The 21,559-nt window shown below is 61.3% G+C and carries 24 protein-coding genes; 13 read left to right on the top strand and 11 right to left on the bottom strand.

Features of this window, described 5'->3' with window-relative positions; all coding sequences use genetic code 11:
• Positions 1 to 72: 72 nt before the first annotated feature.
• Together RL_RS09470 and RL_RS09465 are read left to right on the top strand one after the other, a co-directional pair.
• Complete coding sequence (locus RL_RS09470) at positions 73 to 1,608, top strand: sensor histidine kinase (RefSeq protein ID WP_041936257.1); 1,536 nt, start codon at positions 73 to 75, stop codon at positions 1,606 to 1,608.
• A gap of 63 nt (positions 1,609 to 1,671) precedes the next feature.
• The gene (locus tag RL_RS09465) at positions 1,672 to 2,289 is read left to right on the top strand and encodes a carboxymuconolactone decarboxylase family protein (protein WP_003547626.1); all 618 of its coding nucleotides are present in this window, start codon (positions 1,672 to 1,674) and stop codon (positions 2,287 to 2,289) included.
• A 40-nt stretch (positions 2,290 to 2,329) separates the two neighbouring features.
• Here RL_RS09465 and RL_RS09460 read toward each other — a convergent pair whose 3' ends face one another.
• Positions 2,330 to 3,304 carry an alpha/beta hydrolase gene (locus tag RL_RS09460; protein WP_028741353.1) on the bottom strand — a complete coding sequence of 325 codons (975 nt, stop codon included), beginning with the start codon at positions 3,302 to 3,304 and terminating at the stop codon, positions 2,330 to 2,332.
• A 467-nt stretch (positions 3,305 to 3,771) separates the two neighbouring features.
• On the opposite strand from RL_RS09460, the gene RL_RS09455 reads away from it, so the two are divergent.
• Entirely contained in the window at positions 3,772 to 4,362 is a 591-nt protein-coding gene (locus RL_RS09455) for a nucleoside 2-deoxyribosyltransferase (RefSeq protein ID WP_011651441.1), read from the top strand.
• Here RL_RS09455 and RL_RS09450 read toward each other — a convergent pair.
• On the bottom strand, positions 4,337 to 5,224 hold the full coding sequence (locus RL_RS09450; RefSeq protein ID WP_011651440.1) for a LysR family transcriptional regulator: 888 nt from the start codon (positions 5,222 to 5,224) through the stop codon (positions 4,337 to 4,339). The two genes, RL_RS09455 and RL_RS09450, sit on opposite strands and share 26 nt — an antisense overlap.
• A gap of 126 nt (positions 5,225 to 5,350) precedes the next feature.
• On the opposite strand from RL_RS09450, the gene RL_RS09445 reads away from it, so the two are divergent.
• Together RL_RS09445 and RL_RS09440 are read left to right on the top strand one after the other, a co-directional pair.
• On the top strand, positions 5,351 to 6,202 hold the full coding sequence (locus RL_RS09445; protein WP_011651439.1) for an oxidoreductase: 852 nt from the start codon (positions 5,351 to 5,353) through the stop codon (positions 6,200 to 6,202).
• Between the two features lie 103 nt (positions 6,203 to 6,305).
• Positions 6,306 to 7,307: a ketopantoate reductase family protein gene (locus RL_RS09440; protein ID WP_011651438.1), complete on the top strand. Its 1,002-nt coding sequence runs from the start codon at positions 6,306 to 6,308 to the stop codon at positions 7,305 to 7,307.
• 43 nt (positions 7,308 to 7,350) lie between these two features.
• Here RL_RS09440 and RL_RS09435 read toward each other — a convergent pair whose 3' ends face one another.
• Positions 7,351 to 8,346 (bottom strand): alpha/beta fold hydrolase, encoded by a 996-nt coding sequence (locus tag RL_RS09435; protein WP_173364435.1) that lies wholly within the window; start codon positions 8,344 to 8,346, stop codon positions 7,351 to 7,353.
• Positions 8,347 to 8,648: 302 nt separating this feature from the next.
• Between RL_RS09435 and dapA the strand changes: the two genes are divergently transcribed.
• The 4 genes from dapA (at position 8,649) to RL_RS09415 (ending at position 10,603) form a co-directional block, all read left to right on the top strand.
• Positions 8,649 to 9,569, top strand: a complete 921-nt coding sequence (dapA, locus tag RL_RS09430; protein WP_011651436.1) for a 4-hydroxy-tetrahydrodipicolinate synthase — start codon at positions 8,649 to 8,651, stop codon at positions 9,567 to 9,569.
• Positions 9,570 to 9,686: 117 nt separating this feature from the next.
• A complete protein-coding gene (locus RL_RS09425; RefSeq protein WP_041936256.1) occupies positions 9,687 to 9,869 on the top strand; it encodes a hypothetical protein in 183 nt (60 codons plus the stop codon).
• A 26-nt stretch (positions 9,870 to 9,895) separates the two neighbouring features.
• Positions 9,896 to 10,159, top strand: a complete 264-nt coding sequence (locus RL_RS09420; protein ID WP_041936255.1) for a hypothetical protein — start codon at positions 9,896 to 9,898, stop codon at positions 10,157 to 10,159.
• Between the two features lie 132 nt (positions 10,160 to 10,291).
• Positions 10,292 to 10,603: a DUF1883 domain-containing protein gene (locus RL_RS09415; protein ID WP_003547605.1), complete on the top strand. Its 312-nt coding sequence runs from the start codon at positions 10,292 to 10,294 to the stop codon at positions 10,601 to 10,603.
• A gap of 13 nt (positions 10,604 to 10,616) precedes the next feature.
• Here the strand turns inward: RL_RS09415 and RL_RS09410 are convergent, their stop codons facing one another.
• Positions 10,617 to 11,933 (bottom strand): replication-associated recombination protein A, encoded by a 1,317-nt coding sequence (locus RL_RS09410; RefSeq protein WP_011651433.1) that lies wholly within the window; start codon positions 11,931 to 11,933, stop codon positions 10,617 to 10,619.
• Positions 11,930 to 13,333 (bottom strand): DegQ family serine endoprotease, encoded by a 1,404-nt coding sequence (locus RL_RS09405; protein ID WP_011651432.1) that lies wholly within the window; start codon positions 13,331 to 13,333, stop codon positions 11,930 to 11,932. The genes RL_RS09410 and RL_RS09405 overlap by 4 nt, the downstream gene beginning before the upstream one ends.
• Positions 13,334 to 13,589: 256 nt before the next feature.
• Here RL_RS09405 and RL_RS09400 point away from each other — a divergent pair, with 256 nt between their 5' ends.
• On the top strand, positions 13,590 to 13,970 hold the full coding sequence (locus RL_RS09400; RefSeq protein WP_011651431.1) for a YkvA family protein: 381 nt from the start codon (positions 13,590 to 13,592) through the stop codon (positions 13,968 to 13,970).
• 23 nt (positions 13,971 to 13,993) lie between these two features.
• Positions 13,994 to 14,347, top strand: coding sequence for a lysozyme inhibitor LprI family protein (locus RL_RS09395; RefSeq protein WP_011651430.1), 354 nt, complete (start codon positions 13,994 to 13,996; stop codon positions 14,345 to 14,347).
• 169 nt (positions 14,348 to 14,516) lie between these two features.
• Here RL_RS09395 and ilvD read toward each other — a convergent pair whose 3' ends face one another.
• Positions 14,517 to 16,355, bottom strand: coding sequence for a dihydroxy-acid dehydratase (gene ilvD, locus RL_RS09390; protein ID WP_011651429.1), 1,839 nt, complete (start codon positions 16,353 to 16,355; stop codon positions 14,517 to 14,519).
• 335 nt (positions 16,356 to 16,690) lie between these two features.
• Here ilvD and msrP point away from each other — a divergent pair, with 335 nt between their 5' ends.
• Both msrP and msrQ read left to right on the top strand, forming a co-directional pair.
• The gene (gene msrP / locus RL_RS09385; protein ID WP_041936254.1) at positions 16,691 to 17,638 is read left to right on the top strand and encodes a protein-methionine-sulfoxide reductase catalytic subunit MsrP; all 948 of its coding nucleotides are present in this window, start codon (positions 16,691 to 16,693) and stop codon (positions 17,636 to 17,638) included.
• Positions 17,638 to 18,294, top strand: coding sequence for a protein-methionine-sulfoxide reductase heme-binding subunit MsrQ (msrQ, locus tag RL_RS09380; RefSeq protein ID WP_011651427.1), 657 nt, complete (start codon positions 17,638 to 17,640; stop codon positions 18,292 to 18,294). Before msrP ends, msrQ begins: the two co-directional genes overlap by 1 nt.
• Positions 18,295 to 18,297: 3 nt before the next feature.
• Here msrQ and RL_RS09375 read toward each other — a convergent pair whose 3' ends face one another.
• The 5 genes from RL_RS09375 to rpsM form a co-directional block, all read right to left on the bottom strand.
• Positions 18,298 to 18,717: a DUF2809 domain-containing protein gene (locus tag RL_RS09375; protein WP_011651426.1), complete on the bottom strand. Its 420-nt coding sequence runs from the start codon at positions 18,715 to 18,717 to the stop codon at positions 18,298 to 18,300.
• An 83-nt stretch (positions 18,718 to 18,800) separates the two neighbouring features.
• Positions 18,801 to 19,223: a 50S ribosomal protein L17 gene (rplQ, locus tag RL_RS09370; protein WP_003558556.1), complete on the bottom strand. Its 423-nt coding sequence runs from the start codon at positions 19,221 to 19,223 to the stop codon at positions 18,801 to 18,803.
• 123 nt (positions 19,224 to 19,346) lie between these two features.
• Positions 19,347 to 20,357, bottom strand: coding sequence for a DNA-directed RNA polymerase subunit alpha (locus tag RL_RS09365; RefSeq protein WP_003547579.1), 1,011 nt, complete (start codon positions 20,355 to 20,357; stop codon positions 19,347 to 19,349).
• 97 nt (positions 20,358 to 20,454) lie between these two features.
• Positions 20,455 to 20,844, bottom strand: coding sequence for a 30S ribosomal protein S11 (rpsK, locus tag RL_RS09360; RefSeq protein WP_003547577.1), 390 nt, complete (start codon positions 20,842 to 20,844; stop codon positions 20,455 to 20,457).
• 133 nt (positions 20,845 to 20,977) lie between these two features.
• On the bottom strand, positions 20,978 to 21,346 hold the full coding sequence (gene rpsM / locus RL_RS09355; protein WP_011651425.1) for a 30S ribosomal protein S13: 369 nt from the start codon (positions 21,344 to 21,346) through the stop codon (positions 20,978 to 20,980).
• Positions 21,347 to 21,559: the final 213 nt, after the last annotated feature.

Raw genomic sequence — 21,559 nt, 5'->3', positions numbered from 1 at the left:
ATTAGGGAAACTTTATCGTTTCTGACGAATGCTACGAATACGTGCAACGCGCCAAATCTGACGCAGGGCGGGATGATGTCACACTCGTTTGAATCCATTCTGGAGAGCCTGCCTCAGGGCATCGTTCTGCTTGATCCTGCCGGTACGGTGACGGCTTTCAATTCCCGTACACTTGATATTCTCGGCCTTCCGCAAGGAGCCATCCGCAAAGGCATGAATATCGACGGATTGCCGGGCACTGCAGACTGCCGTGCAGTGGCATCCCGGCGGGCGATGACCGGTGGAGCGCCGACGTCTCAGTTTGCCCTTTCCGACGGAGGGATGGTCTCATTGACCTGCGCCCCATCGAGGGATGGGGGCTGGATCCTCAGTTATGAAGACATCTCGACTCTCATTCGCGTCGAAGACAGCCTGACCGAACAACATCGCCGGTTCGACGCCGCCCTCAGCAACATGCCGCATGGGCTGTGCATGTTCGATTCGACCAAGAACCTGATATTGTGCAACGCCTCCTACGCGCGGATGTACAATCTGCCGGACCTGCTGACGCAACCGGGAACGCCGCTTGTGGATATCCTGGCCTATCGCAGCCGGGAGGGAAATGGCCCCGCCGATACCACGACCTATTTTGACGTGGTCTTTGAAGCGACAGTCCGCGGTGCGCCGGCCAGCCAGAACATCGTCCTGGCCGATGGGCGCGTTATCAAGATCACTCACAATCCGATGCAAAACGGGGGATACGTCGCCACCCATGAGGACGTCACCAAGACCGTCCGGCTGGCGGAAGATCTGCGCCGGCATCACGATCAGCTCGAAGCGACGGTTAAGAGCCGCACGGCGGAAGTCGAGCGGCAGGCGCGGGAACTCGAGCGCATGCTGGCGCAAGAGCGCAACATCAACGAATTGCAGCGGCAGTTCGTGGCGATGGCATCCCATGAATTCAGGACCCCGCTGGCAATCATCGACGCTGCTGCCCAGCGGCTGTTGCGCAAAAGAGGGGCGGTCGAGCCCGAATTTCTCAGCGACAAGGTCGATCAAATCCGCGCATCGGTGACCCGGATTGTCGATCTCATGGAGAGCATCCTGTCAGCCGGACGCCTTGATACCGGCAAAATCGACATCAACTACGACGCCTGCGCATTGAGATCATTGATAAAAACCTGTTGCGAGCGGCAGTCGACGATCGCAAAGTCGCACAGCTTTGTGTTGGATATCGATGGGCTGCCGGAGTCCATCGATGCCGATCCCCGCACTTTGGCACAGGTCTTTACCAACCTGCTTTCCAACGCCGTCAAATACGCGCCCGGAACCTCCGAAGTTCGCGTCACGGCATGGGCGGAGACGGGAAACGTCAAGGTTTCGATCAGCGATGATGGCGTGGGGATCGATGCCGAAGACGTGCCACGGCTGTTCCAGCGCTATTTTCGGGCCCGGACGTCGACCGGGATTGCCGGAACCGGGATCGGCCTCAACCTGGTGAAGCAGATCATCGAATTGCACAACGGCTCGATAGAGGTTCGAAGCGCAAGAGGATGCGGTTCGACGTTTACCGTAACTCTTCCAATCAAGAGAAGTGGTAACGCTTCCGCGACCAATGACGCTGCCTGACGTTTCAGGATTGCTGTCCTGCATATCTACCCTATCCTTCTCACAATAGAGGAGGATCATGCCATGGCTTTCATTCACACCCCCAATGCATCCGCCAGCGAGAAGACGACGTCGATGTATGCGTCGGCCGAGGCGAATTATGGTTATCTGCCGAACATGTATCGGGCCTTCGGCCATCGACCGGAGGTGATGGAGAGCTGGGCGGCGCTGCTTTCGAGCATTCGCGGCCATATGAGCTTGCGGCGCTACGAGTTGGTGACGCTGGCGGCGGCCAAAGAGCTCAAATCCTCGTATTGCATGCTGGCGCACGGCTCGGTGCTGCTGCGCGAGGGTTTCACCAGCGACGGGCTGACGGCTGTTGTCAACGAGACGGAGAAGGCGCCGATCGATGCCGGCGAACGCGCGATCATGGCTTTTGCCGCCAAGGTGGCGCGCGATGCGACGTCGGTGACGCAGCAGGACATCGATGGCCTGAAGAAACATGGTCTGAGTGATGCCGATGTCTTCGACGTCACGGCTGCGGCAGCGGCCCGGTGTTTCTTCTCGAAAATGCTGGATGCGCTGGGCGCAGCACCCGACCATGCTTATATCGAGCGGCTGGAGCCGAATGTGCGAAAGGCGCTCAGCGTCGGCCGAGAGGTCGAGCGGCCTCTGGCGCCGTCACCGTCTCGCGCGCAATGACGCGATGACGGAGGCGCGTGGACCCTTGGTCCTGCGGCCCCTACTCCTGCGGTTTGTCGGCGAAATGCCGGATCGCAAATTCGGCGATATTCTGGCTCGACCGATCGGCATCGTCGAGCAGCGAGGGAAACAGCTGCCACTGGTGGGGCATACCCGGCCAAACTTCGGTGGTGACATCCACGCCCGCCTGGCGCGCCTTGTCGGCGAGCCGTAGCGTATCGTCCAGCAGGACTTCGCCGGAGCCGACCTGCAGCAACAGCGGCGGAAAGCCGGTCATGTCGGCGTAGAGCGGCGACGCCTGGGGATCGGTCGGAGACCGGCTGCGGAGATAGGTCTTGCGCAAGGTCTCGATCCAGTCCTTGCCGACCAGCGGATCGCTTCCGGCGTTTGATGACATCGAGCCGCCTGTCGCAGCAAGATCGGTGATGGGGCTGAGCGCAATCACAGCCGCCGGCAACGGCTTTGCCGCCTGCATCTGCCTCAGCACCGTCTCGATCGCGATATTGCCGCCGGCGCCGTCTCCGGCCACGATGACATTCTCGCTCCGATAGCCGTTGTCGAGAAGCCAGCGATAGGCGGTCAGCGCGTCGTTGATCTGCGCGGGATAGCCATATTCGGGCATCAGCCGATAATCAATGAGAAGAATGTCGCTGGATGCGGCCTTGGCGAGCGAGCCGGCAAGCAGGCTATGTGTGCGGATGGAGCCGCTGGAAAAGCCGCCGCCATGAATATAGAGGATTACCCTTTGGCCGATCGGGTGATGAAGACGAGCAGGCCACATCAGCTCGGCGTCGACGCCGTCGGCATCGACCTGCCGCACCTGTATGCGCGTCGGCCCCGGCATCGTCTCCATCAGCGTCCTGAAGGCTGTCCGCCGCTGCTGCAGGCTATCGGCGCCGGCAAAGTGATCTTTCCAGAGGCCGACGAGTTTTTCGACCTGCTCGCGCGAGGCCGGGCTTTGCGGCCCAATGTCCCGCCCGACCGCCGCCGAGGCGAGCAGCATCAGCGCAGCCACCGCGGGGAACAGACATTTGAGCCGCTTTGGGGCTCTTCGGATACCAACTGGCAAAATCCGACCGTTCATCAACCTCTCCCGACGATGCTGGCCATGCGGCATCTTTGGCCGGTTCGTCCACCGGAGTCAAAAGGGTAACAGGCGCGAATCCCAAGCTTTTTCATTCCGCGAACATCGCCGCCCCCATCCGGGCCTGGGTGCGGTCGATGGCCGCCTTGAGGGCGGTCCACATCAGGCGGCGACTCGATGACGGAGATAGGGCGGATCCTCTGGACGTCCCTCCGCTCTGCCCGGAATGAAAGTCGGCAGTTGCCCGTTCACTGTGGATTCGTCAGACTGCTCTTTAAAAATTGAACAATGCCTGCCTGCACGGCTTGCCATTTGCCGCGCTTCCGTCGGAAATGGACGACGTGCCTGGCTGTCCCCTACCCCCGGCGCCTCATCTTGCTTGTGAGTGAAGGATACCGATGACCACCATTTACCTTGCCGGCCCGGAAGTCTTTCTTCCGGATGCCATGCCCATCATGGCCGAAAAGCGCCGATTGGCGCGCCAGTTCGGCTTCGAGCCGACCGGTCCCGGCAGCGACGAAAACCAGACGCCGGTGAAGCGGACGGCCGCAGAGATCTATGCACGCAACGACGACGCCATGCGTCGAGCCGAGATCTGCCTTGCCAACATCACTCCCTTTCGAGGCGTCAGCGCCGATCCGGGTACGGTCTACGAGATCGGCTTTATGATTGCGCTGGGAAAAGCGGTCTTCGCCTACACCAATCACCCCGACGACTATGGTCTGCGTGTTCGCTCGATCTGGTATGCGGGACTCGATATCGATGAGACGAGCGGGCGCCCACGCGGACCGGATGGCATTGCGATCGAAAATCACGGGATGGCCGACAACCTGATGATCGACGGAGGGGTTGAGGCGACGGGAGGCAAGGTGTTTCGTGCGGCCGCACTCCCGGCGGATCCTGCCCGCGAGCTGGCGGTTTACTTCGAGGCGCTTCAGACCATCGCCGGCATGCTGGCCTCTTTTACTCCGCCTTCATCGCGTCGATGAGCGCCCTGAAGCCCGCCGACATATGGCGGCGGCTCGGATAGTAGAGATAGAGCGGTTCCTCCGGCTGGCACCAGTCGTCCAGCACCTGGATCAACTCGCCGCTGGCGATCGCCTTCTCCACGCGCGGCTCCCAGACATAGGCAAGGCCGACGCCGCCGAGCGCTGCCTGCATCATCAGCTCGTGATCGTCGAGCGACAGCGGTCCGGTCGGCTGAAAGCTCACCGCCTGGCCGTCCTTCTCGAATTCCCAGGCGTAACGCGCGCCTGAAGGAAACATGTTCTGGATGCAGAGATGGCGCTTGAGTTCGTGCGGCGTCGCCGGTTTCGGCCGAGTCTCGAAATAGGCGGGCGAGCCGACGACGACCAAGCGGATGCGCGGCTTGATACGCAACGCGATCATGCCCTCGGTGACGCGTTCGCCGAAGCGGATGCCGGCATCGAAGCCCTCTTCGACGATATCGACCAGCCTGTCCGTGGCGTTGATCTCCAGCTGCAAATTGGGATTCTTTTTGAGCAACGGGCCGATGACACGACCGATGACGAAGGGGCCGATCGAGTTCGGCACATTAATCCTCACCTTGCCGAACGGCGTGTCGCGGTAGCGGTTCAGAGCATCGAGCGCTGCTGCCATCTCGCCGAAGGCCGGATCGAGATGCGAGATCAACAGTTCGCCGGCTTCCGTCAGCGAGACGCTGCGCGTCGTGCGGTTGAGCAGGCGAATACCGATCCGGTCTTCGAGATTGAGCACGGCATGACTGATTGCGGAAGCGGTGACGCCCCGTTCCTCACCCGCCTTGCGAAAGCTCTTATGCCGCGCGACAGCCGCAAAGGCCGCAAGTTCGGACAGTTCGGTGGCTCGCATTGCTGAACTGCGCTCATCATAGTTTCAAGAATAACAAATCTTATACAGCAACGGATTTTCGGTCAAATTCAACCCGTCAGCACAGAGATGCGACGCCAACCGAACAGTTATCGAGAGGAATTCGTCATGAAAGTCTGGTTTATCACTGGTGCATCCCGCGGCTTCGGTGCGCTGATGACCAAGGAAGCCCTTGCATCAGGCGATGCCGTCATCGCCACCGCCCGCAACCCGAAGACCGTGACCGACCGGTTCGGCGATCATCCGAACCTGCTTGCCGTCGCCCTCGACGTCACCAACGAGACGCAGGCGAAAGAGGCTGCGGCTGCCGGCATCGCCCGCTTTGGCCGCATCGATGTTCTCGCCAACAATGCCGGCTACGGCTTGCTCGGCGCTGTCGAGGAAGCCACGGCCGAAGAGATCGAAAGGCTCTATGCCACGAACGTCTTCGGACTCCTGAAGGTGACGCGAGCCGTGCTGCCCTATATGCGCCGCCAGCGCTCCGGCCACATCCTGAACTTTTCCTCGATCGGCGGTTACTTCGGCTATCCCGGCTGGGGCGTCTACGGCTCGACGAAGTTCGCTGTCGAAGGCTTGTCCGAATCGATGGCCGCCGAACTCGAACCTTTCGGCATCAAGGTGACGATCGTCGAGCCCGGCTTCTTCCGCACCGACTTCCTCGCCGACACCTCGCTGGCGATCAGCCCGGCCTCCATCGCCGATTACGAAGGCACGCCGGCCGGCAACATGCGCAATTTCGCAGCCGAAGCCAACCATGCCCAGCCCGGCAATCCCGCCAGGCTCGCCGCCGGCATCATGACGCTCGCCAATTCGCCCAATCCGCCGCTGCGCATGCCGTTCGGCAGCGATACGGTAGCCGTGATCGAGGAGCAGCATGCCAGCGTCGAACAGGAACTTGCCGTCTGGCGCCAGCTCGCTTTGTCCACGGATTTTCCAAGCGAGGCAACGGCCTCGGCCTGAAGGGCACTGCCCGCAGGAAAACGCATGATGCGGCAAATTAGCATTCGCCTCACTTCTGGAATGACCTAGATCTAGGTTCGATCACCACCATGAAGAGGCGAGCATGTCCATCAAGTCCATCTGCATCTATGGCGCTGGCGCACTCGGCGGCGCTATCGCCGTCAAGCTTGCAAGCCAAGCCGGAAACGACGCCATCATCTCCGTCATCGCGCGTGGGGCGCATCTCGACGCCATCCGCGACAACGGTCTCAGCCTGCGCGAAGCCGATGCGGAAAGGCCGCTCAATGTCCGCCTCACCGCGACCGACGATCCCAGGACATTGCCGCCGCAGGATCTCGTCATCACCGGCCTCAAGGGGCATCAGCTGGCACCCGCTGCCGAAGGCATTGCAGGCCTTCTCAAGGAGGGCACCCGCGTCGTCATGATCCTCAACGGCATCCCGTGGTGGTATTTTCACCGCGATGCCCAGAGTCGGCATGCCGAGCTGCAGTTCGACGAGCTCGATCCCGGCGGCAGGCTCTGGCGGCTGATCGGGCCGGAACGGGTCATCGGCTGCGTCGCTTATCAGGGTGCCGAGGTGATCAACCCCGGCGAGATCCAGCTTTCCCACAACGGCCGCTTCGTGCTCGGCGAGCCCTCCGGCGACATCTCGCCCGATCTCGAAGCGATCGCCGCGGTGCTGACCGGCGCCGGCCTCAGCATTACGACGACACCTGATATCCGCGGCGAGATCTGGAGCAAGCTGATGGGCAACGCCGCCTTCAACCCGATCAGCGCGCTGACCAGGGCGCTGATGACCGACATCATGGCGGATCCCGCCCTTTCGGCTACGGTCGGCAGGGTGATGAGTGAGGTCCGCGCCGTCGGCGAGGCCTTGGGTGCGCGGTTCAGCATGACCGTCGAGCAGCGGTTGGAACAATCGCGCCATATCGGCGGCGTGCGCACATCGATGCTGCAGGATCTGATCGGCGGCAAGGCGCTCGAAATCACGCCGCTGGTCGGCATGGTGGTGGCGCTCGGACGCCTGAGCGCCGTGCCGACGCCGGTTTCGGAAACGATCCTGGCGCTGGTGACCCAGTTGGATCGGGAAAACCAGCGCGGCTGATTGCAGAGAAAATGGCGGCCGGGCAAAACCCAGCCGCCTTCGCTTACTTTCCAACCTGCTCGGCCCAGTTCGGCGCCTTGCCGCCGCCATCGAGGAAGGTCATCGTCATATTCGCCATCAGGGGCGAGGCGAAGGTCTCGTAGTGGGTGAGATCGGGCAGGATCGCCAGCCGGTTCTTCGACATGTTTTCCCGCATCCAGCCCGCATCGCGCAGACCGCCGCCGAGCTTGTGGTAGAAGTCGATCATATGCTCGGGCCGGATCATGTCGGCATCGCCATATATCAGCATGACCGGCATGGTGAGCTTGGCGACGGCATCGCTATAGTCGATGGGTTCGCGCATCAGCGCGCCCATGGCGTCGAGCAGCTTCGGAAATTCCGAAACGTCAGGCGCCACCGCCTTGTAGGAGAGGAACATCGGCGTGTCCTTCATCATGTCGGCCATACCGGCGCCGACGGCCGCCTGCTGCGGCAGCATCTCCGGGAAGAAGCCGTTCTGCGCATAGGGTGCCGAGAGGATCACCAGCCGGCGCACCTGGTCGGGAGCGTTCGCCGCCATGTTCAACGCCACCCCGCCGCCGAAGGAATAGCCGAAGACGTCGAGCTTGTCGTAACCGAGCTGCTTCACCAGAATTGCGAGATCGGCGCCGATGGCCGGAAGCTCGATCGGCCGCTTGCCGAGCGGAGTGCGGCCATGGCCCTGCAGATCGACGGCGATCACCTGCCGGTGGTCGGTGAAAACAGGCATGACCGGCGCGAACATCTCGATCTGCCCGAGGCCGCCGTGAAGCAGGAGCAGCGGCTCGCCCTCGCCGCGAATCTCGTAATAATAATCGATGCCGTTGACCGGCAGACTTCCCTTCCTGACAATAGGCGCTGCAGCCTTCTTCTCCTCGATAACAGGCGTGCTGCTGTCGGCGCCTGATATACCGGGCGCTGCCAGGAATGCGGCAGCCGTTGCGATCATCGAAATCAGCGTCATCTTCGACATGTCCTTGCTCCGTGTTTGCATCGATACCGCAAGGACGGCAGCGCTCATGTCTTTCCGACACTCCGCTTCGAAATTTCTCGCATCGGCCTTTATGCCGTTCCTATATTTTCGTGCCCCGCTCCGAATGGATTTCCTATCGCGCCCAACAGTAGGCTTTCGCCATCACTGCAAAGGTCAAATGCCATGCGAAATGTCATGTCCTCAGGTTTTCAGTTCCCTCGTCCACACAGGATCAAACGCGGCAGCCGGCAGATGCGCGAAAAGCGCACCGCCCAGGCGCTGATCGTCTTTGGCGTGGTGCTCGCCTGCGTCGAACTCTACGTCATTTTCGGCGCGCTCTGAGCACCGCCATGGAAATGGCGAGAATGCCGCGTCTTGGCGGCGCGATTACCGCTCTTGTCACGCCGTTTCGCCATGGCGGCCTCGACAGGCCGGCGCTTCGGGCACTTGCAGAGTGGCAGATCCTTAGCGGCGTCGACGGGCTTGCGGTCTGCTCCGTCACCGGAGAGGGCCCGACGCTTTCGCCGCAGGAGCGCGCTGAGGTGATCGACCTCAGCATCCAATCGGTCACCGGCCGGGTGCCCGTCATCGCCGCCACCGGCACCAACTCCACCGAAAGCACGATCGCGCTCACCCGCGAGGCCGAAGCGCTCGGCGCCGCCGCCGCACTCGTCACCGTGCCCTATTATTCCAAGCCCGGGCAGAAAGGCATCATCCACCACTTCGAACAGGTGGTAGCGGCGAGCGGCCTGCCCGTCATCGTCGACCATGCGCCGGCGCAAACGGCGAGCGATCTTTCGACAAAAACGCTCGGCAGCCTGGCCGCCATCCCGGGGATTGTCGGCATTCGCGACGCGACGGGCGACATCGCTCGCTTCGCCGGCCTTTCGCCGATCCTGCGGCAGCGCTTCCGCTTCTTTTCCGGCCATGACCCTTCCGCGCTCGCCTTCACCATCGCTGGCGGCGACGGCGCGATCTCGCCGGGCGCCAACGTTCTGCCAAGGCTCTTCACCTCGATGCAGCAGGCAGCACGGGCCGGAAACCTTTCGGCCGCGCGTTCTCTGCAGGATCGGCTGCTGCCGCTGATATCGGCACTCGGGCCGGAGGGCGATCCGGCGAGGATCAAACACGCGCTGCAGCTGATGCGCGGCCTGGAGGCCGAGCTTCGCCTTCCACTTGTCGCTGTCGAGCCGGAGATGCGTTTCGCCATCGGCAAGGCGCTAGCGCCCTTCCTTGACGAAAGCAGCGCGGGGATGGGGTTATCCCTATGAGATTTTTATATTTTCGTTTTCGCCGCCAAATGGAAACCCTATCCACCCGAGCTTATTTTTGAAGTGTGACACCGCCGCTCGATCAAGCGGCGGTTGAGACTTCGAAAGGACAAACCGATGTCACGCCTGACTGAACCGAGTGCCGAGAGCGACCCGCTGCAACGCAGCCACCTCAACACACTCGCCGCCGATCCCTCCCATTCGATGCTCTCCGGCCTTGCCGCGATTGCGCCCCGCCTTGCGATGACGCTGGCCTTTGCTGGCCTGGTCCAGATGATGTTCGACCTCATCTCCCGGTGAAGCATCAGGACCGAAGGATCACCACAATGGCAAACGCACAGCAACGCCGCAGCCTTCCCGCTGCAGCACCCTCGCCTTCCGCCCGCTTCACCGTCGGCCGCGACAGAAGCGGCCGCTGGATTGTCCACGACCGCGAAGGCCTCGTCGGCGGGCTCTTCATCAATGAAGCGGCCGCCCTCCATTTCGCAGCTGGGGAATGCAACTGCCCCTCCGCCGATATCCATAGGGCGGCCGCAGGAATGGTGCTCGAATTTGCGCCCTTTGCGCGCGGCACCACGAACATCCACTAAATCTTATCGTACTCCCGCTGTTTTCATGCAGCGGGAGTACGAAGACATAAGCTGAACGGCCGATTTCCAACTTTTCCTTAACCCACATTCTGGTAAAATCCTGGCGCAGAGACTTCAGACGCCACGAGACCGATGCCGAAACCGAATTTCCGCTTCACCCATTACGATCTCAAGGAACAACGCGCCGGAACGATCATCGAGGTGTCGTTGAATGCTGTGAACAATGTCCGCCTGATGACGGCCCCGAATTTCCAGCGGTTCACCGAGGTTCTCGATTTCAAATATATCGGTGGCGTGGCACGCAAATCGCCGATCAAGATCGCCGTTCCGGAAAGCGGTCACTGGCATGTCATCGTCGATATGGAAGGTCATCACGGGCTTGCGGAATCGTCCGTCAAGGTGATCGCCGCGCCGGCAAATCAGAAGACGCCGCGCGCCTCCTGAGGTTCGCCGGGCTTCAGCGCGGATTACGCTCCTTGCGAAGCTTCGCCCACCATTCCAGCCGCTTGCGGATATCGCGCTCGAAGCCGCGCTCCGGCGGATCGTAGAAGATCTGGCGTCCCATCTTCTCCGGGAAATAATCCTGGCCAGAAAAGGCGTCCGGCTCATCGTGGTCGTAGCGATACCCGTCGCCGTACCCCTCGCCCTTCATCAGCTTGGTCGGCGCGTTGAGAATATGCTTCGGCGGCAGCAGCGAGCCGTTCTGCTTTGCCGCCTGGCTTGCCGCCTTGAAGGCGGTGTAAACGGCATTCGATTTCGGAGCGGTGGCGAGATAGACGCAGGCCTGGGCCAGCGCCAGTTCGCCTTCCGGCGAGCCGAGATACTCATAGGCATCCTTGGCGGCATTGCAGATCACCAGCGCCTGCGGATCGGCAAGACCGATATCCTCCACCGCCATGCGCACCAGCCGCCGGCCAAGATAGAGCGGATCCTCGCCGGCATCGAACATGCGGGCAAGATAATAGAGCGCGGCATCGGGATCCGAGCCGCGCACGGATTTATGCAGCGCCGAGATCAGATTGTAGTGGCCGTCCTGCGCCTTATCGTAGACCGGGGCACGGCGCTGGACGATGCGCGTCAGGCCTTCGGTATCGAAGCTCTCGCCTTCGCGCGCCGCGCGCCAGACTTCTTCGGCGAGCGTCAGCACCGCGCGGCCGTCGCCATCGGCCATGCGGATCAGGCTGGCGCGGGCATCCTCCGTCAGCGGCAGCGACTTCTGCTCGATCGCCTCGGCACGCTTCAACAGTTCCTCGAGGCTCTCCTCGTCATGCGACTTGAAGGTGAGCACACGGGCACGCGACAGCAGAGCGGCGTTGAGTTCGAAGGAGGGGTTCTCGGTGGTGGCGCCGACGAGGATGACCGTGCCATCCTCCATGACGGGCAGGAAACTGTCCTGCTGGGCGCGGTTGAAACGATGGATCTCATCGACGAAGAGCAGTGTCTGACGGCCGTCCATACGCCGCAAACGGGCTGTCTCGAACACCTTCTTCAGATCGGCGACGCCGGAGAAGATCGCCGATATCTGCTCGAAGGCCAGGCCCGCCTCGCCCGAAAGCAGACGTGCCACCGTCGTCTTGCCGGTGCCGGGCGGCCCCCAGAAAATCATCGAGCCGAGCGAGCCGCTTTCGATCATCCTCTTCAGCACGCCATCCTCACCGGTCAGGTGTTCCTGACCGGTGACATCGGCAAGCGTCTTCGGCCGCAGCCGGTCGGCAAGCGGCCGCCTGGCTGCGACCTCCTCCGGAACGCGCGGCGCGAAGAGATCGTTGCTCATCGGAAGAATTGCCGGATGCGCTGGCCGTCGCGCTCGATCTCGACCCGCCAGAAGCCGGGGTCGCTATCGGCGATCTCGGACAGTTCGCTGGTCGACTTCACATCGGTGCCGTTGATCGAGACGATGATATCCTTCGGTTCGAAACCGAGACGGGCGGCGGGCGAATCCTCCTTCACCTCGGATACGACGACGCCCGCCGATTCCGGCGGCATGCGCAGTTCGTCAGCGACACGCGGCGACAGGTTCTCGACGACGGCACCGGTAAACGGCGTATGTCCGCCGATCGTGCGCTGGTCGCGCGGCGAGGTTTCCGGGGCGCGGGCGAGCGTCAGCGGCAGTTGCTCCTCGCGGCCGTTCTCGATGACAGTGAGCTTGACCGAATTGCCGAGACCGGCCGTCGTCAAGCGGTAGAGCAGCGCATCCGGATGCTCGACGGAAACTCCGTCGACGGCGGTGACGATTTCGCCGGCCTTCAGCCCGGCCTTGGCGGCCGGCCCACCTTCCGAAACCTTGACGACGAGCGCGCCGCGGGCCTTGTTCAGCCCCAGCGCCTCGGCCACTTCCGAGGTCACGGCATCGAAACTTGCGCCGACATAGGGCCGCTCGAAGGATTTGACGCCGGCATCGGCCGACGCGAGGAAGACCTTGACCAGATTGGCAGGGATGGCGAAACCGATGCCGTTCGAGCCGCCGCCGCGCGAGAAGATCGCCGTGTTGATGCCGATCAGCTCGCCCTTCATGTTCATCAAGGCGCCGCCGGAATTGCCGGGATTGATCGAGGCATCGGTCTGAATGAAAAAGCCGAACTCGTTCTTGATCACCTGGTTGCGGGCAAGCGCCGAGACGATCCCGCTCGTCACCGTCTGGCCGACACCGAAGGGATTGCCGATCGCCAGCACGAGATCACCGACCTCGACCGTATCGGAATTGCCGATCGGCAATGTCGGAAAGCTTTCCTTGGTGTCGATCTTCAGCACGGCAAGATCGATACGGTCGTCGCGCAGCACCACCTTGCAGGGGAATTCGCGGCCGTCCGAGAGCGCTACCTTGATATCGTCGGCGCCCTCGATGACGTGATTGTTGGTCACGACTGTGCCGTTCGCCTCGACGATGACGCCGGAGCCGAGCGAAGACTGCTTCTCCGAACGGTTCGGCATCTGCTGGCCGAAAAATTGCTCGAAGAAAGGGTCGCCGGCAAAGGGCGACTGCCGCCGGACGGTCTTTTCCGCATAAACATTGACGACGGCGCCTGACGTCTGTTTGACGAGCGGCGCGAAGGAGAGCTGCATCTGCATCTGGCTCTCGGGTACGGTCTTTGCCGTCTGCGCATGGGCCGCAGCCGGCAGAACGAGCATGAGAGCGAATAGCGAGACGGAGGCGCGCTTGAACAGGCCGTGCATGGGTATCCCTTTTGAATCCTCTTGAGGAACGTTTTAGAGCATGATGCCGAAAAGTGTGAGCGGTTTTCGGACCACATCATGCTCTAACTATTTAGTTGCGAACAGGATTCAGATTTTAGGCCGAACCGACCTGAATCATCCTGTTCTGCGGCCCGACGCTAGAAAGGAAAGAGGGCGGAAGCATGGAAGAACAAGGCGGGAGGGCGTCTTGGAAACCGGTTGAAGTCATTGTCAATTTGATTCAGGAAGCTTGGCCATGCAACTGATATCAAAAGCCAAAAACTGGGCGAAGTCACTGAAGCGTGACATCGTGGCCCTATGGCTTGCCGCCCGCGATCCCCGCGTACCGTGGCATGCCAAAGCGGTGGCCGGCGCGGTTGCCGCCTACGCGCTGTCGCCCATCGATCTCATCCCCGATTTCATCCCCATCCTCGGCTATCTCGACGATCTTCTCATCGTGCCGCTCGGTATCATGCTGGCGATCCGGCTCGTTCCGGCAGAGGTGATGAACGAGCTTCGTACGGAGGCGACAGGGCGCATCGAGCGTCCCTCCAGCCGGGTCGGACTGATCTTCATCCTTGCCGTCTGGCTCATCTGCATCATCTTCCTGGCTCTGGCACTGCGGAAGCTAGCCTGACCGGCAGCAATAGGAACATTTGAATGATCACGACAAGAACGACGACAGCGGCCCTCGGTTTTGCGATCCTGCTCATTGGATCGAACCTGGCACAGGCAGCAAGCTTCGATTGCGATGCGAAAGAATTGAAGGCGGATGAAAAAGCGATCTGCGACAACCGCGCACTCAACGACGCCGATGTGAAGATGGTGACGACTTTCGAGCTGCTCTCCGGCCTGCTGGCGATGGGTTCGCGCGGAACATTGCAGGACGAACAGACGGCCTGGCTGAAGAAACGGCAGGAATGCGGGGCAGATGCAACTTGCATCAAGGCTGCCTATGACGAGCGGCTGAAGCAGCTCGGCGAGTCCTATAAAAACATCAACCGGCCGCTCTAGAACAGGATGATTTTAGGCCGGGTCGGCCTAAAATCTGAATCCTGTTCTACATTATATAGTCGGAGCATGATGTTGTCCGAAAACCGCTCACACTTTTCGGCATCATGCTCTGAAGCGACCGGTTGGAAGAGCAGCTGACTCTTAATCAGCGGCTCGTAGGTGCGATGACCTACCGCACGTTCAGATCCCGCACGGCGCCGCGATCGGCGCTCGTTGCGAAGGCCGCGTAGGCCTTCAGCGCGGTCGTGACGTTGCGCTTGCGCACTTCTGTGGGATACCAGCCCTTGGCGTCCTGCTCGGCGCGGCGGGCGGCGAGTTCGGTCTCGCTGACACGCAGGCTGATCGTGCGGTTGGGGATGTCGATGTCGATCATGTCACCTTCGCGCACCAGGCCGATCGTGCCGCCATTTGCCGCTTCCGGCGAAGCGTGGCCGATCGAGAGGCCGGAGGTGCCGCCGGAGAAGCGGCCGTCGGTGATCAGCGCGCAGGCCTTGCCGAGGCCCTTCGACTTCAGGTAGCTCGTCGGATAGAGCATTTCCTGCATGCCGGGGCCGCCCTTCGGGCCTTCGTAGCGGATGACGACGACGTCGCCGGCCTTGACCTCGTTGGCAAGGATCGCCTTGACGGAGGCATCCTGGCTTTCGAAGACGCGGGCCGGGCCGGAGAATTTCAAGATCGATTCATCGACGCCGGCAGTCTTGACGATGCAGCCGTCGATCGCAAGGTTGCCCTTGAGCACGGCAAGACCACCATCCTTGGAGAAGGGATGTTCGACCGAGCGGATGACGCCGTTCTCGCGGTCGGTGTCGAGTTCGTCCCAGCGGGCCTCCTGGCTGAAGGCGACCTGGGTGGGAATGCCACCCGGAGCGGCACGATAGAATTTACGGACAGTTTCGCTGTTGGTGCGGGTGATATCCCAGCGATCGATCGCGTCGCCCAGCGTTTCTGCATGCACGGTCGGGCAATCGCGGTTCAAGAGACCGCCCTTGTCGAGTTCGCCGAGGATCGACATGATGCCGCCGGCGCGATGGACGTCTTCCATATGAACATCGCTCTTGGCGGGGGCGACCTTCGACAGGCACGGCACGCGGCGCGACAGCGCGTCGATATCGGCCATAGTGAAATCGATCTCGCCTTCATGGGCGGCGGCAAGAATGTGCAGGACCGTATTGGTGGAACCGCCCATGGCGATATCGAGCGTCATGGCATTCTCAAACGCCTGTTTGGAAGCGATGGTGCGCGGCAGCGCCTTGACGTCATCCTGCTCGTAATAACGGCGGGCGAGATCGACGATCAGGTGGCCGGCCTCGACGAAGAGGCGCTTGCGGTCGAGATGGGTGGCAAGCGTCGAGCCGTTGCCGGGCAGCGACAGGCCGAGGGCTTCCGTCAGGCAGTTCATCGAATTGGCCGTGAACATGCCGGAGCAGGAACCACAGGTCGGACAGGCCGAACGCTCGATGGTCTGGACGTCCTCGTCGCTGATCTTGTCATCGGCAGCGGCAACCATGGCGTCGACGAGGTCGAGTGCATGCGTCTTGCCGTGCATCACGACCTTACCGGCTTCCATCGGACCGCCCGAGACGAAGACCGTCGGGATATTGAGGCGCAGCGATGCCATCAGCATGCCGGGAGTGATCTTGTCGCAGTTGGAAATACAGACCATGGCGTCGGCGCAATGGGCATTGACCATGTATTCGACGCTGTCGGCGATGAGCTCGCGCGAGGGCAGCGAATAAAGCATGCCGTCATGGCCCATGGCGATGCCATCATCGACGGCGATCGTGTTGAATTCCTTGGCGACACCGCCGGCCGCCTCGATCTCGCGGGCAACGAGCTGGCCGAGGTCCTTCAGGTGCACGTGACCGGGCACGAACTGGGTGAAGGAATTCACCACCGCGATGATCGGCTTGCCGAAATCCGAATCCTTCATGCCCGTGGCGCGCCAAAGGCCGCGGGCGCCCGCCATGTTGCGGCCATGGGTCGTGGTTCTGGAACGGTAAACTGGCATCGGTGTCTTCCTCAACGTGGCGGAATTATCAGGCGAAGCTGGGCGGCATGGAGCCTGCAGGCCGGGCAAACGCTGCTTTTTGGAATTGTCCTAATCCAATCGACGGGGGCTGTCACTACCGGGAAGCCCAAATCCGGTACGCCGGGGAGAAGCGCCATCAGACCCATCGATGATATACGGTTCGACGCGACGTTTTGTTACAGCCTATTCCATCACGGCCGAACACAAAAAATTGGCTTCCTGTCAGCAATATTCAAGGCTTAGACACTAATCTAGACATGCCGGCGGTTCGTTTAAGGGCTATATTTCAAGATATCCGCCGAGGAGGTTTCGACATGCCAACCTATCGCCCACCGAAGATCGCGTCATCGGAGATCACGCCGCGCCAGATCTATGTGCGCCGTCGTGAATTTCTGGGCGCGGCGGCGCTTGGCGCCATGGCGCTCTACAGCGGCGGCAAGGCGAGCGCTGCGGCCCTCTCTGCCGTAGAGAGCAAGTACAAGGTCGATGAGAAGCCGACGCCGATCAAGGACGTCACGACCTACAATAATTTCTATGAGTTCGGCCTCGACAAGGGCGATCCCGCAGCACTTTCCGGCGATTTCAAGCCGCTGCCCTGGACGATCAAGGTCGACGGCATGGTCAACAAGCCAGGCACCTTCGACCTCGAGGCGCTGATGAAGGAATTCCCGATCGAGGAGCGCACCTACCGGATGCGCTGCGTCGAGGCCTGGTCGATGGTCATCCCCTGGGACGGCTTTCCGCTGGCATCACTGCTCGACAAGGTGGAGCCACTCGGCAGCGCCAAATATGTCGCCTTCGAAACCGTCGTGCGGCCGGAGGAGATGCCGGGGCAGAAGGGTTTCTTCCAGTCGCTCGACTGGCCCTATGTCGAGGGTCTGCGCCTGGATGAGGCGCGCCATCCGCTGACGCTGCTGGCCGTCGGGCTCTATGGCGAAACGCTGCCGAACCAGAACGGGGCGCCGATCCGGCTCGTCGTGCCGTGGAAATACGGCTTCAAGGGCATCAAGTCGATCGTCAGGATCACGCTCACCGACCAGCAGCCGAAGAATACCTGGCAGGTCACCAATGCGCAGGAGTATGGCTTCTACGCCAACGTCAACCCTGAGGTCGACCATCCGCGCTGGAGCCAGGCCAGCGAACGGCGCATCGGCGAGAACGGCTTCTTCGGCGCGAGCCGCCACCCCACCCTGCCCTTCAACGGTTATGCCGACGAGGTGGCAAGCCTTTATGCCGGCATGGATCTGAAGGCGAATTTCTGATGGCGGAACTGTCGCTCGCCATCCCGAAGCGCTGGCAACCCGCCTCCGTCTGGCTGCTTTATGTCGTCGGGCTCGTGCCTGCAGCCTGGACTTTCTATCTCGGCGCGACCGATCAGCTCGGCGCCGATCCGGTCAAGACCTTCGAGCTTTTCCTCGGCATCTGGACGATCCGTTTCCTGATCGCAACACTTGCCGTTTCCCCTGCCCGTGAGCTCTTCGGCTGGAACTATCTGCGCTATCGCCGGGCGCTTGGCCTGCTGACCTTCTATTACGCGCTGATGCATTTCACCGTATACATGGTGCTCGACCAGGCGATGGATATTTCCGCCGTCATCAACGACGTGTTGAAGCGCCCCTTCATCATGTTCGGCATGGCAGCCCTTGCGATGCTCATTCCGCTGGCACTGACATCCAACAATCTATCGATCCGCCGCCTCGGCAAGAACTGGATCTGGCTGCATCGCCTTGTCTATATCATCGCCGCCTGCGGGGCGCTGCACTTCGCGCTCTCGACCAAGATCCTCGATCTCGAGCAGTATATCTATGTCGGGCTGATCATCGCGCTCATACTCTATCGCTCCTACCGGCCGATCGCACGCAACAGGCAGAAGGGCAAAGGGCTGACGCGCAATCGCGCAGTGGCGTCGACCTCGTGAGGTTTAGCGGCGAGGACGCAACGCAGTCCGGCGTGCCGGATCGAAGGCGCAGGCCGCACCTATGCCGATTGCATAAGCCAGCATGTTCCAAAGCGAAAAGACCCGGCCAAGCAGCAGGGCGCCTGCCGTAGTCAGCCGAAACGCATCAAGCCAGGGCGTGTGATAGAGCCGGAACATTTCCACCGAGATCGCTATGAACAGCGCTGTGACAGCAATTGCTACCGGCCGTGACCTTGCCGCAATGAGCGCCACGAGCAGATAGACCATTGCTCCCCAGAGTGCCGATCCATCATATTTGACGACAATGAAAGGCAGATCGGCCGCATAGCCAAACGTGCGGAGCACCAGCCCGAGAACGATAACAAGAAACAGCGCGGCCAGTCGAAGAAACTGCGGAGAGCGAGTCCGAATGATTTTGCGCAATGGAGCCGGTCCCCTCACTACATCAGAAACAAAAACAGCCGGGCTTTGCAGCCCGGCTGTTCTGTTTCCGCCGGAGCGGAAGATTAAGCGGCGACGGCCTGCTCTTCAGCAGCGACGCGAGCCTTGTCGGCAGCGCCCTTGGCATAGGCATCGCGGTCCACAAATTCGATCACGGCCATGGCGGCATTGTCGCCCTGGCGGAAGCCGGCCTTCATGATGCGCAGGTAGCCGCCGTTGCGGGTGGCGTAGCGCGTCGCGATCGTATCGAACAGCTTCGAGACGACAGCGGCATCGCGGATCTGCGAGATCGCCTGACGGCGAGCATGCAGGTCGCCGCGCTTGCCGAGCGTGACGAGTTTCTCGACGATCGGACGGATTTCCTTGGCCTTCGGCAGGGTCGTGACGATCTGCTCGTGGGTAATCAGCGAAGCCGCCATGTTGGCGAACATCGCCTTGCGGTGGCTTGCAGTTCTATTCAGCTTGCGGCCGGCTTTACCATGGCGCATTGCTATTCTCCTTTAATGCAGGTGCCCTTACGCTAAGTGGGCCTGCCGTTTCCTGGCACATGCAGGCGATCGGCCTGCTGTTTGACGGGGAAAGGCAGCCGAAAGAGCCTGCCTTTTGTTTTCTCAGTATTGATCTTCGTAACGCTTGGCGAGATCTTCGATGTTCTCGGGCGGCCATGCCGGCACTTCCATGCCGAGGTGCAGGCCCATGGAAGCGAGAACTTCCTTGATTTCGTTCAGCGACTTGCGACCAAAATTCGGTGTGCGGAGCATTTCTGCTTCGGTCTTCTGAATGAGGTCGCCGATGTAGACGATGTTGTCGTTCTTCAAGCAGTTTGCCGAACGGACCGACAGTTCGAGTTCGTCCACCTTCTTCAGGAGAGCCGGGTTGAAAGCGAGTTCGGTGACTGCTTCCTCTTCGGTTTCCTTCTGCGGCTCGTCGAAGTTGACGAAGACGCCAAGCTGATCCTGGAGGATGCGCGCCGCAAAAGCGACGGCGTCTTCACCGGTGATCGAGCCATCGGTTTCGATGGTCATGTTCAGCTTGTCGTAGTCGAGAACCTGTCCTTCGCGGGTATTTTCAACCTTGTAGGACACCTTCTTGACCGGCGAATAGAGGCTGTCGACCGGGATGAGACCGATCGGAGCATCTTCCGCACGATTGCGTTCGGCCGGAACGTAGCCCTTGCCGTTATTGACGGTGAATTCCATGCGGATCTCGGCACCCTCGTCGAGCGTGCAGATGACATGCTCGGGGTTGAGGATTTCGATATCGCCGACCGTCTGAATGTCGCCAGCCGTGACAACGCCCGGACCCTGCTTACGCACGACCATGCGCTTTGCATCGTCGCCATCCATCTTGATGGCGATTTCCTTGATGTTGAGCACGATATCCGTGACGTCTTCGCGGACGCCCGGAATCGAGGAGAATTCATGCAGCACGCCATCGATCTGCACCGCCGTGACGGCAGCACCGCGCAGCGAGGAGAGCAGAACGCGGCGAAGCGCGTTGCCGAGGGTGAGGCCGAAGCCGCGCTCCAGCGGTTCGGCAACAAGCGTCGCCCTGGTGCGCGAGCTCGAAGAGAACTCCACCTTGTTCGGCTTGATCAATTCCTGCCAGTTCTTCTGAATCATGAGTTTGCCTTCCGTTCGTTGCCACCATCCAATCGTGGCAACCGAGCTTGAAAACCACCGGGAGCGCGCAGGCGCTCACCGGTGACGAGAGCGATGATCAGACGCGGCGCTTCTTGCGCGGACGGCAGCCATTGTGCGGGATCGGGGTCACGTCGCGGATGGACGTGATCATGAAACCTGCAGCCTGGAGCGCGCGCAAAGCCGATTCACGACCCGAACCCGGACCGCAGACTTCGACTTCCAGCGACTTCATGCCGTGCTCCTGGGCCTTCTTGGCGCAGTCTTCGGCAGCGATCTGGGCAGCGAACGGGGTCGACTTGCGCGAGCCCTTGAAGCCCTTGGCGCCAGCCGACGACCAGGCGATCGCATTGCCCTGCGCATCGGTGATGGTGATCATCGTGTTGTTGAAGGTCGAGTTGACGTGAGCGACACCCGACGAGATGTTCTTGCGCTCGCGACGGCGAACGCGGACGGCTTCCTTAGCCATGGTATTCCTTTCGTTGATCTCTTCACCGCCGTAATGCCAGCGGCTACACCGGAACGGCGCCTATATGGTCCCGCTCCAAACTCAAAAGAGGCCGGCGCAGACCGCCAGCCTCCCCACCCCGGTTTCCCGGAAATTACTTCTTCTTGCCAGCGATTGCCTTTGCCGGGCCCTTGCGGGTGCGGGCATTGGTGTGCGTGCGCTGACCGCGGACCGGAAGGCCGCGGCGATGACGCAGGCCGCGGTAGCAGCCGAGGTCCATCAGGCGCTTGATGTTCATCGCGGTATCGCGACGAAGATCGCCTTCGACCTGATAGTCGCGGTCGATGGCTTCGCGGATCTGAAGGACTTCTGCGTCCGTCAGCTGATGCACACGACGCTCAGCCGGGATACCGACCTTTGCGACGATTTCCTGTGCGAATTTCGGACCGATCCCGTGAATGTAGGTCAGCGCAATAACAACGCGCTTCGCAGTCGGGATGTTGACGCCAGCGATACGTGCCACGCCTGTTCTCCTTGCATTCCAGTTGCCATCCGGCAAGTGGGCTTCGTTATGCGGCTCTTGAGAACCGCCCGTTCAGATTTACGTCCGTAACATGTCAAAACGACCGCACCCGGACTTCCCTGGGAAATCCGCGCCGATCGCATGGAATGTCGCGAGTTGGCGCGGTGTTTAGCGGAATCACTGCTGAAAAGCAACCGTTCCGCCAAGTTTATT

Origin of the sequence: Rhizobium johnstonii 3841, from assembly GCF_000009265.1 — a bacterium.
GTDB lineage: Bacteria > Pseudomonadota > Alphaproteobacteria > Rhizobiales > Rhizobiaceae > Rhizobium > Rhizobium acaciae.
Note: the sequence above shows the minus strand (reverse complement) of the source record. Positions and strands in the feature narration are given on the sequence as shown.

Excerpts from the sequence above, each read along its gene's own strand:
- RL_RS09470 (WP_041936257.1), top strand. The coding sequence starts at position 73 with ATGATGTCACACTCGTTTGAATCCATTCTGGAGAGCCTGCCTCAGGGC.
- RL_RS09465 (WP_003547626.1), top strand. The coding sequence starts at position 1,672 with ATGGCTTTCATTCACACCCCCAATGCATCCGCCAGCGAGAAGACGACG.
- RL_RS09455 (WP_011651441.1), top strand. The coding sequence starts at position 3,772 with ATGACCACCATTTACCTTGCCGGCCCGGAAGTCTTTCTTCCGGATGCC.
- RL_RS09450 (WP_011651440.1), bottom strand. The coding sequence starts at position 5,224 with ATGCGAGCCACCGAACTGTCCGAACTTGCGGCCTTTGCGGCTGTCGCG.
- RL_RS09445 (WP_011651439.1), top strand. The coding sequence starts at position 5,351 with ATGAAAGTCTGGTTTATCACTGGTGCATCCCGCGGCTTCGGTGCGCTG.
- RL_RS09440 (WP_011651438.1), top strand. The coding sequence starts at position 6,306 with ATGTCCATCAAGTCCATCTGCATCTATGGCGCTGGCGCACTCGGCGGC.
- RL_RS09435 (WP_173364435.1), bottom strand. The coding sequence starts at position 8,346 with ATGAGCGCTGCCGTCCTTGCGGTATCGATGCAAACACGGAGCAAGGAC.
- dapA (WP_011651436.1), top strand. The coding sequence starts at position 8,649 with ATGGAAATGGCGAGAATGCCGCGTCTTGGCGGCGCGATTACCGCTCTT.
- RL_RS09425 (WP_041936256.1), top strand. The coding sequence starts at position 9,687 with ATGTCACGCCTGACTGAACCGAGTGCCGAGAGCGACCCGCTGCAACGC.
- RL_RS09420 (WP_041936255.1), top strand. The coding sequence starts at position 9,896 with ATGGCAAACGCACAGCAACGCCGCAGCCTTCCCGCTGCAGCACCCTCG.
- RL_RS09415 (WP_003547605.1), top strand. The coding sequence starts at position 10,292 with ATGCCGAAACCGAATTTCCGCTTCACCCATTACGATCTCAAGGAACAA.
- RL_RS09410 (WP_011651433.1), bottom strand. The coding sequence starts at position 11,933 with ATGAGCAACGATCTCTTCGCGCCGCGCGTTCCGGAGGAGGTCGCAGCC.
- RL_RS09405 (WP_011651432.1), bottom strand. The coding sequence starts at position 13,333 with ATGCACGGCCTGTTCAAGCGCGCCTCCGTCTCGCTATTCGCTCTCATG.
- RL_RS09400 (WP_011651431.1), top strand. The coding sequence starts at position 13,590 with ATGCAACTGATATCAAAAGCCAAAAACTGGGCGAAGTCACTGAAGCGT.
- RL_RS09395 (WP_011651430.1), top strand. The coding sequence starts at position 13,994 with ATGATCACGACAAGAACGACGACAGCGGCCCTCGGTTTTGCGATCCTG.
- ilvD (WP_011651429.1), bottom strand. The coding sequence starts at position 16,355 with ATGCCAGTTTACCGTTCCAGAACCACGACCCATGGCCGCAACATGGCG.
- msrP (WP_041936254.1), top strand. The coding sequence starts at position 16,691 with ATGCCAACCTATCGCCCACCGAAGATCGCGTCATCGGAGATCACGCCG.
- msrQ (WP_011651427.1), top strand. The coding sequence starts at position 17,638 with ATGGCGGAACTGTCGCTCGCCATCCCGAAGCGCTGGCAACCCGCCTCC.
- rplQ (WP_003558556.1), bottom strand. The coding sequence starts at position 19,223 with ATGCGCCATGGTAAAGCCGGCCGCAAGCTGAATAGAACTGCAAGCCAC.
- RL_RS09365 (WP_003547579.1), bottom strand. The coding sequence starts at position 20,357 with ATGATTCAGAAGAACTGGCAGGAATTGATCAAGCCGAACAAGGTGGAG.
- rpsK (WP_003547577.1), bottom strand. The coding sequence starts at position 20,844 with ATGGCTAAGGAAGCCGTCCGCGTTCGCCGTCGCGAGCGCAAGAACATC.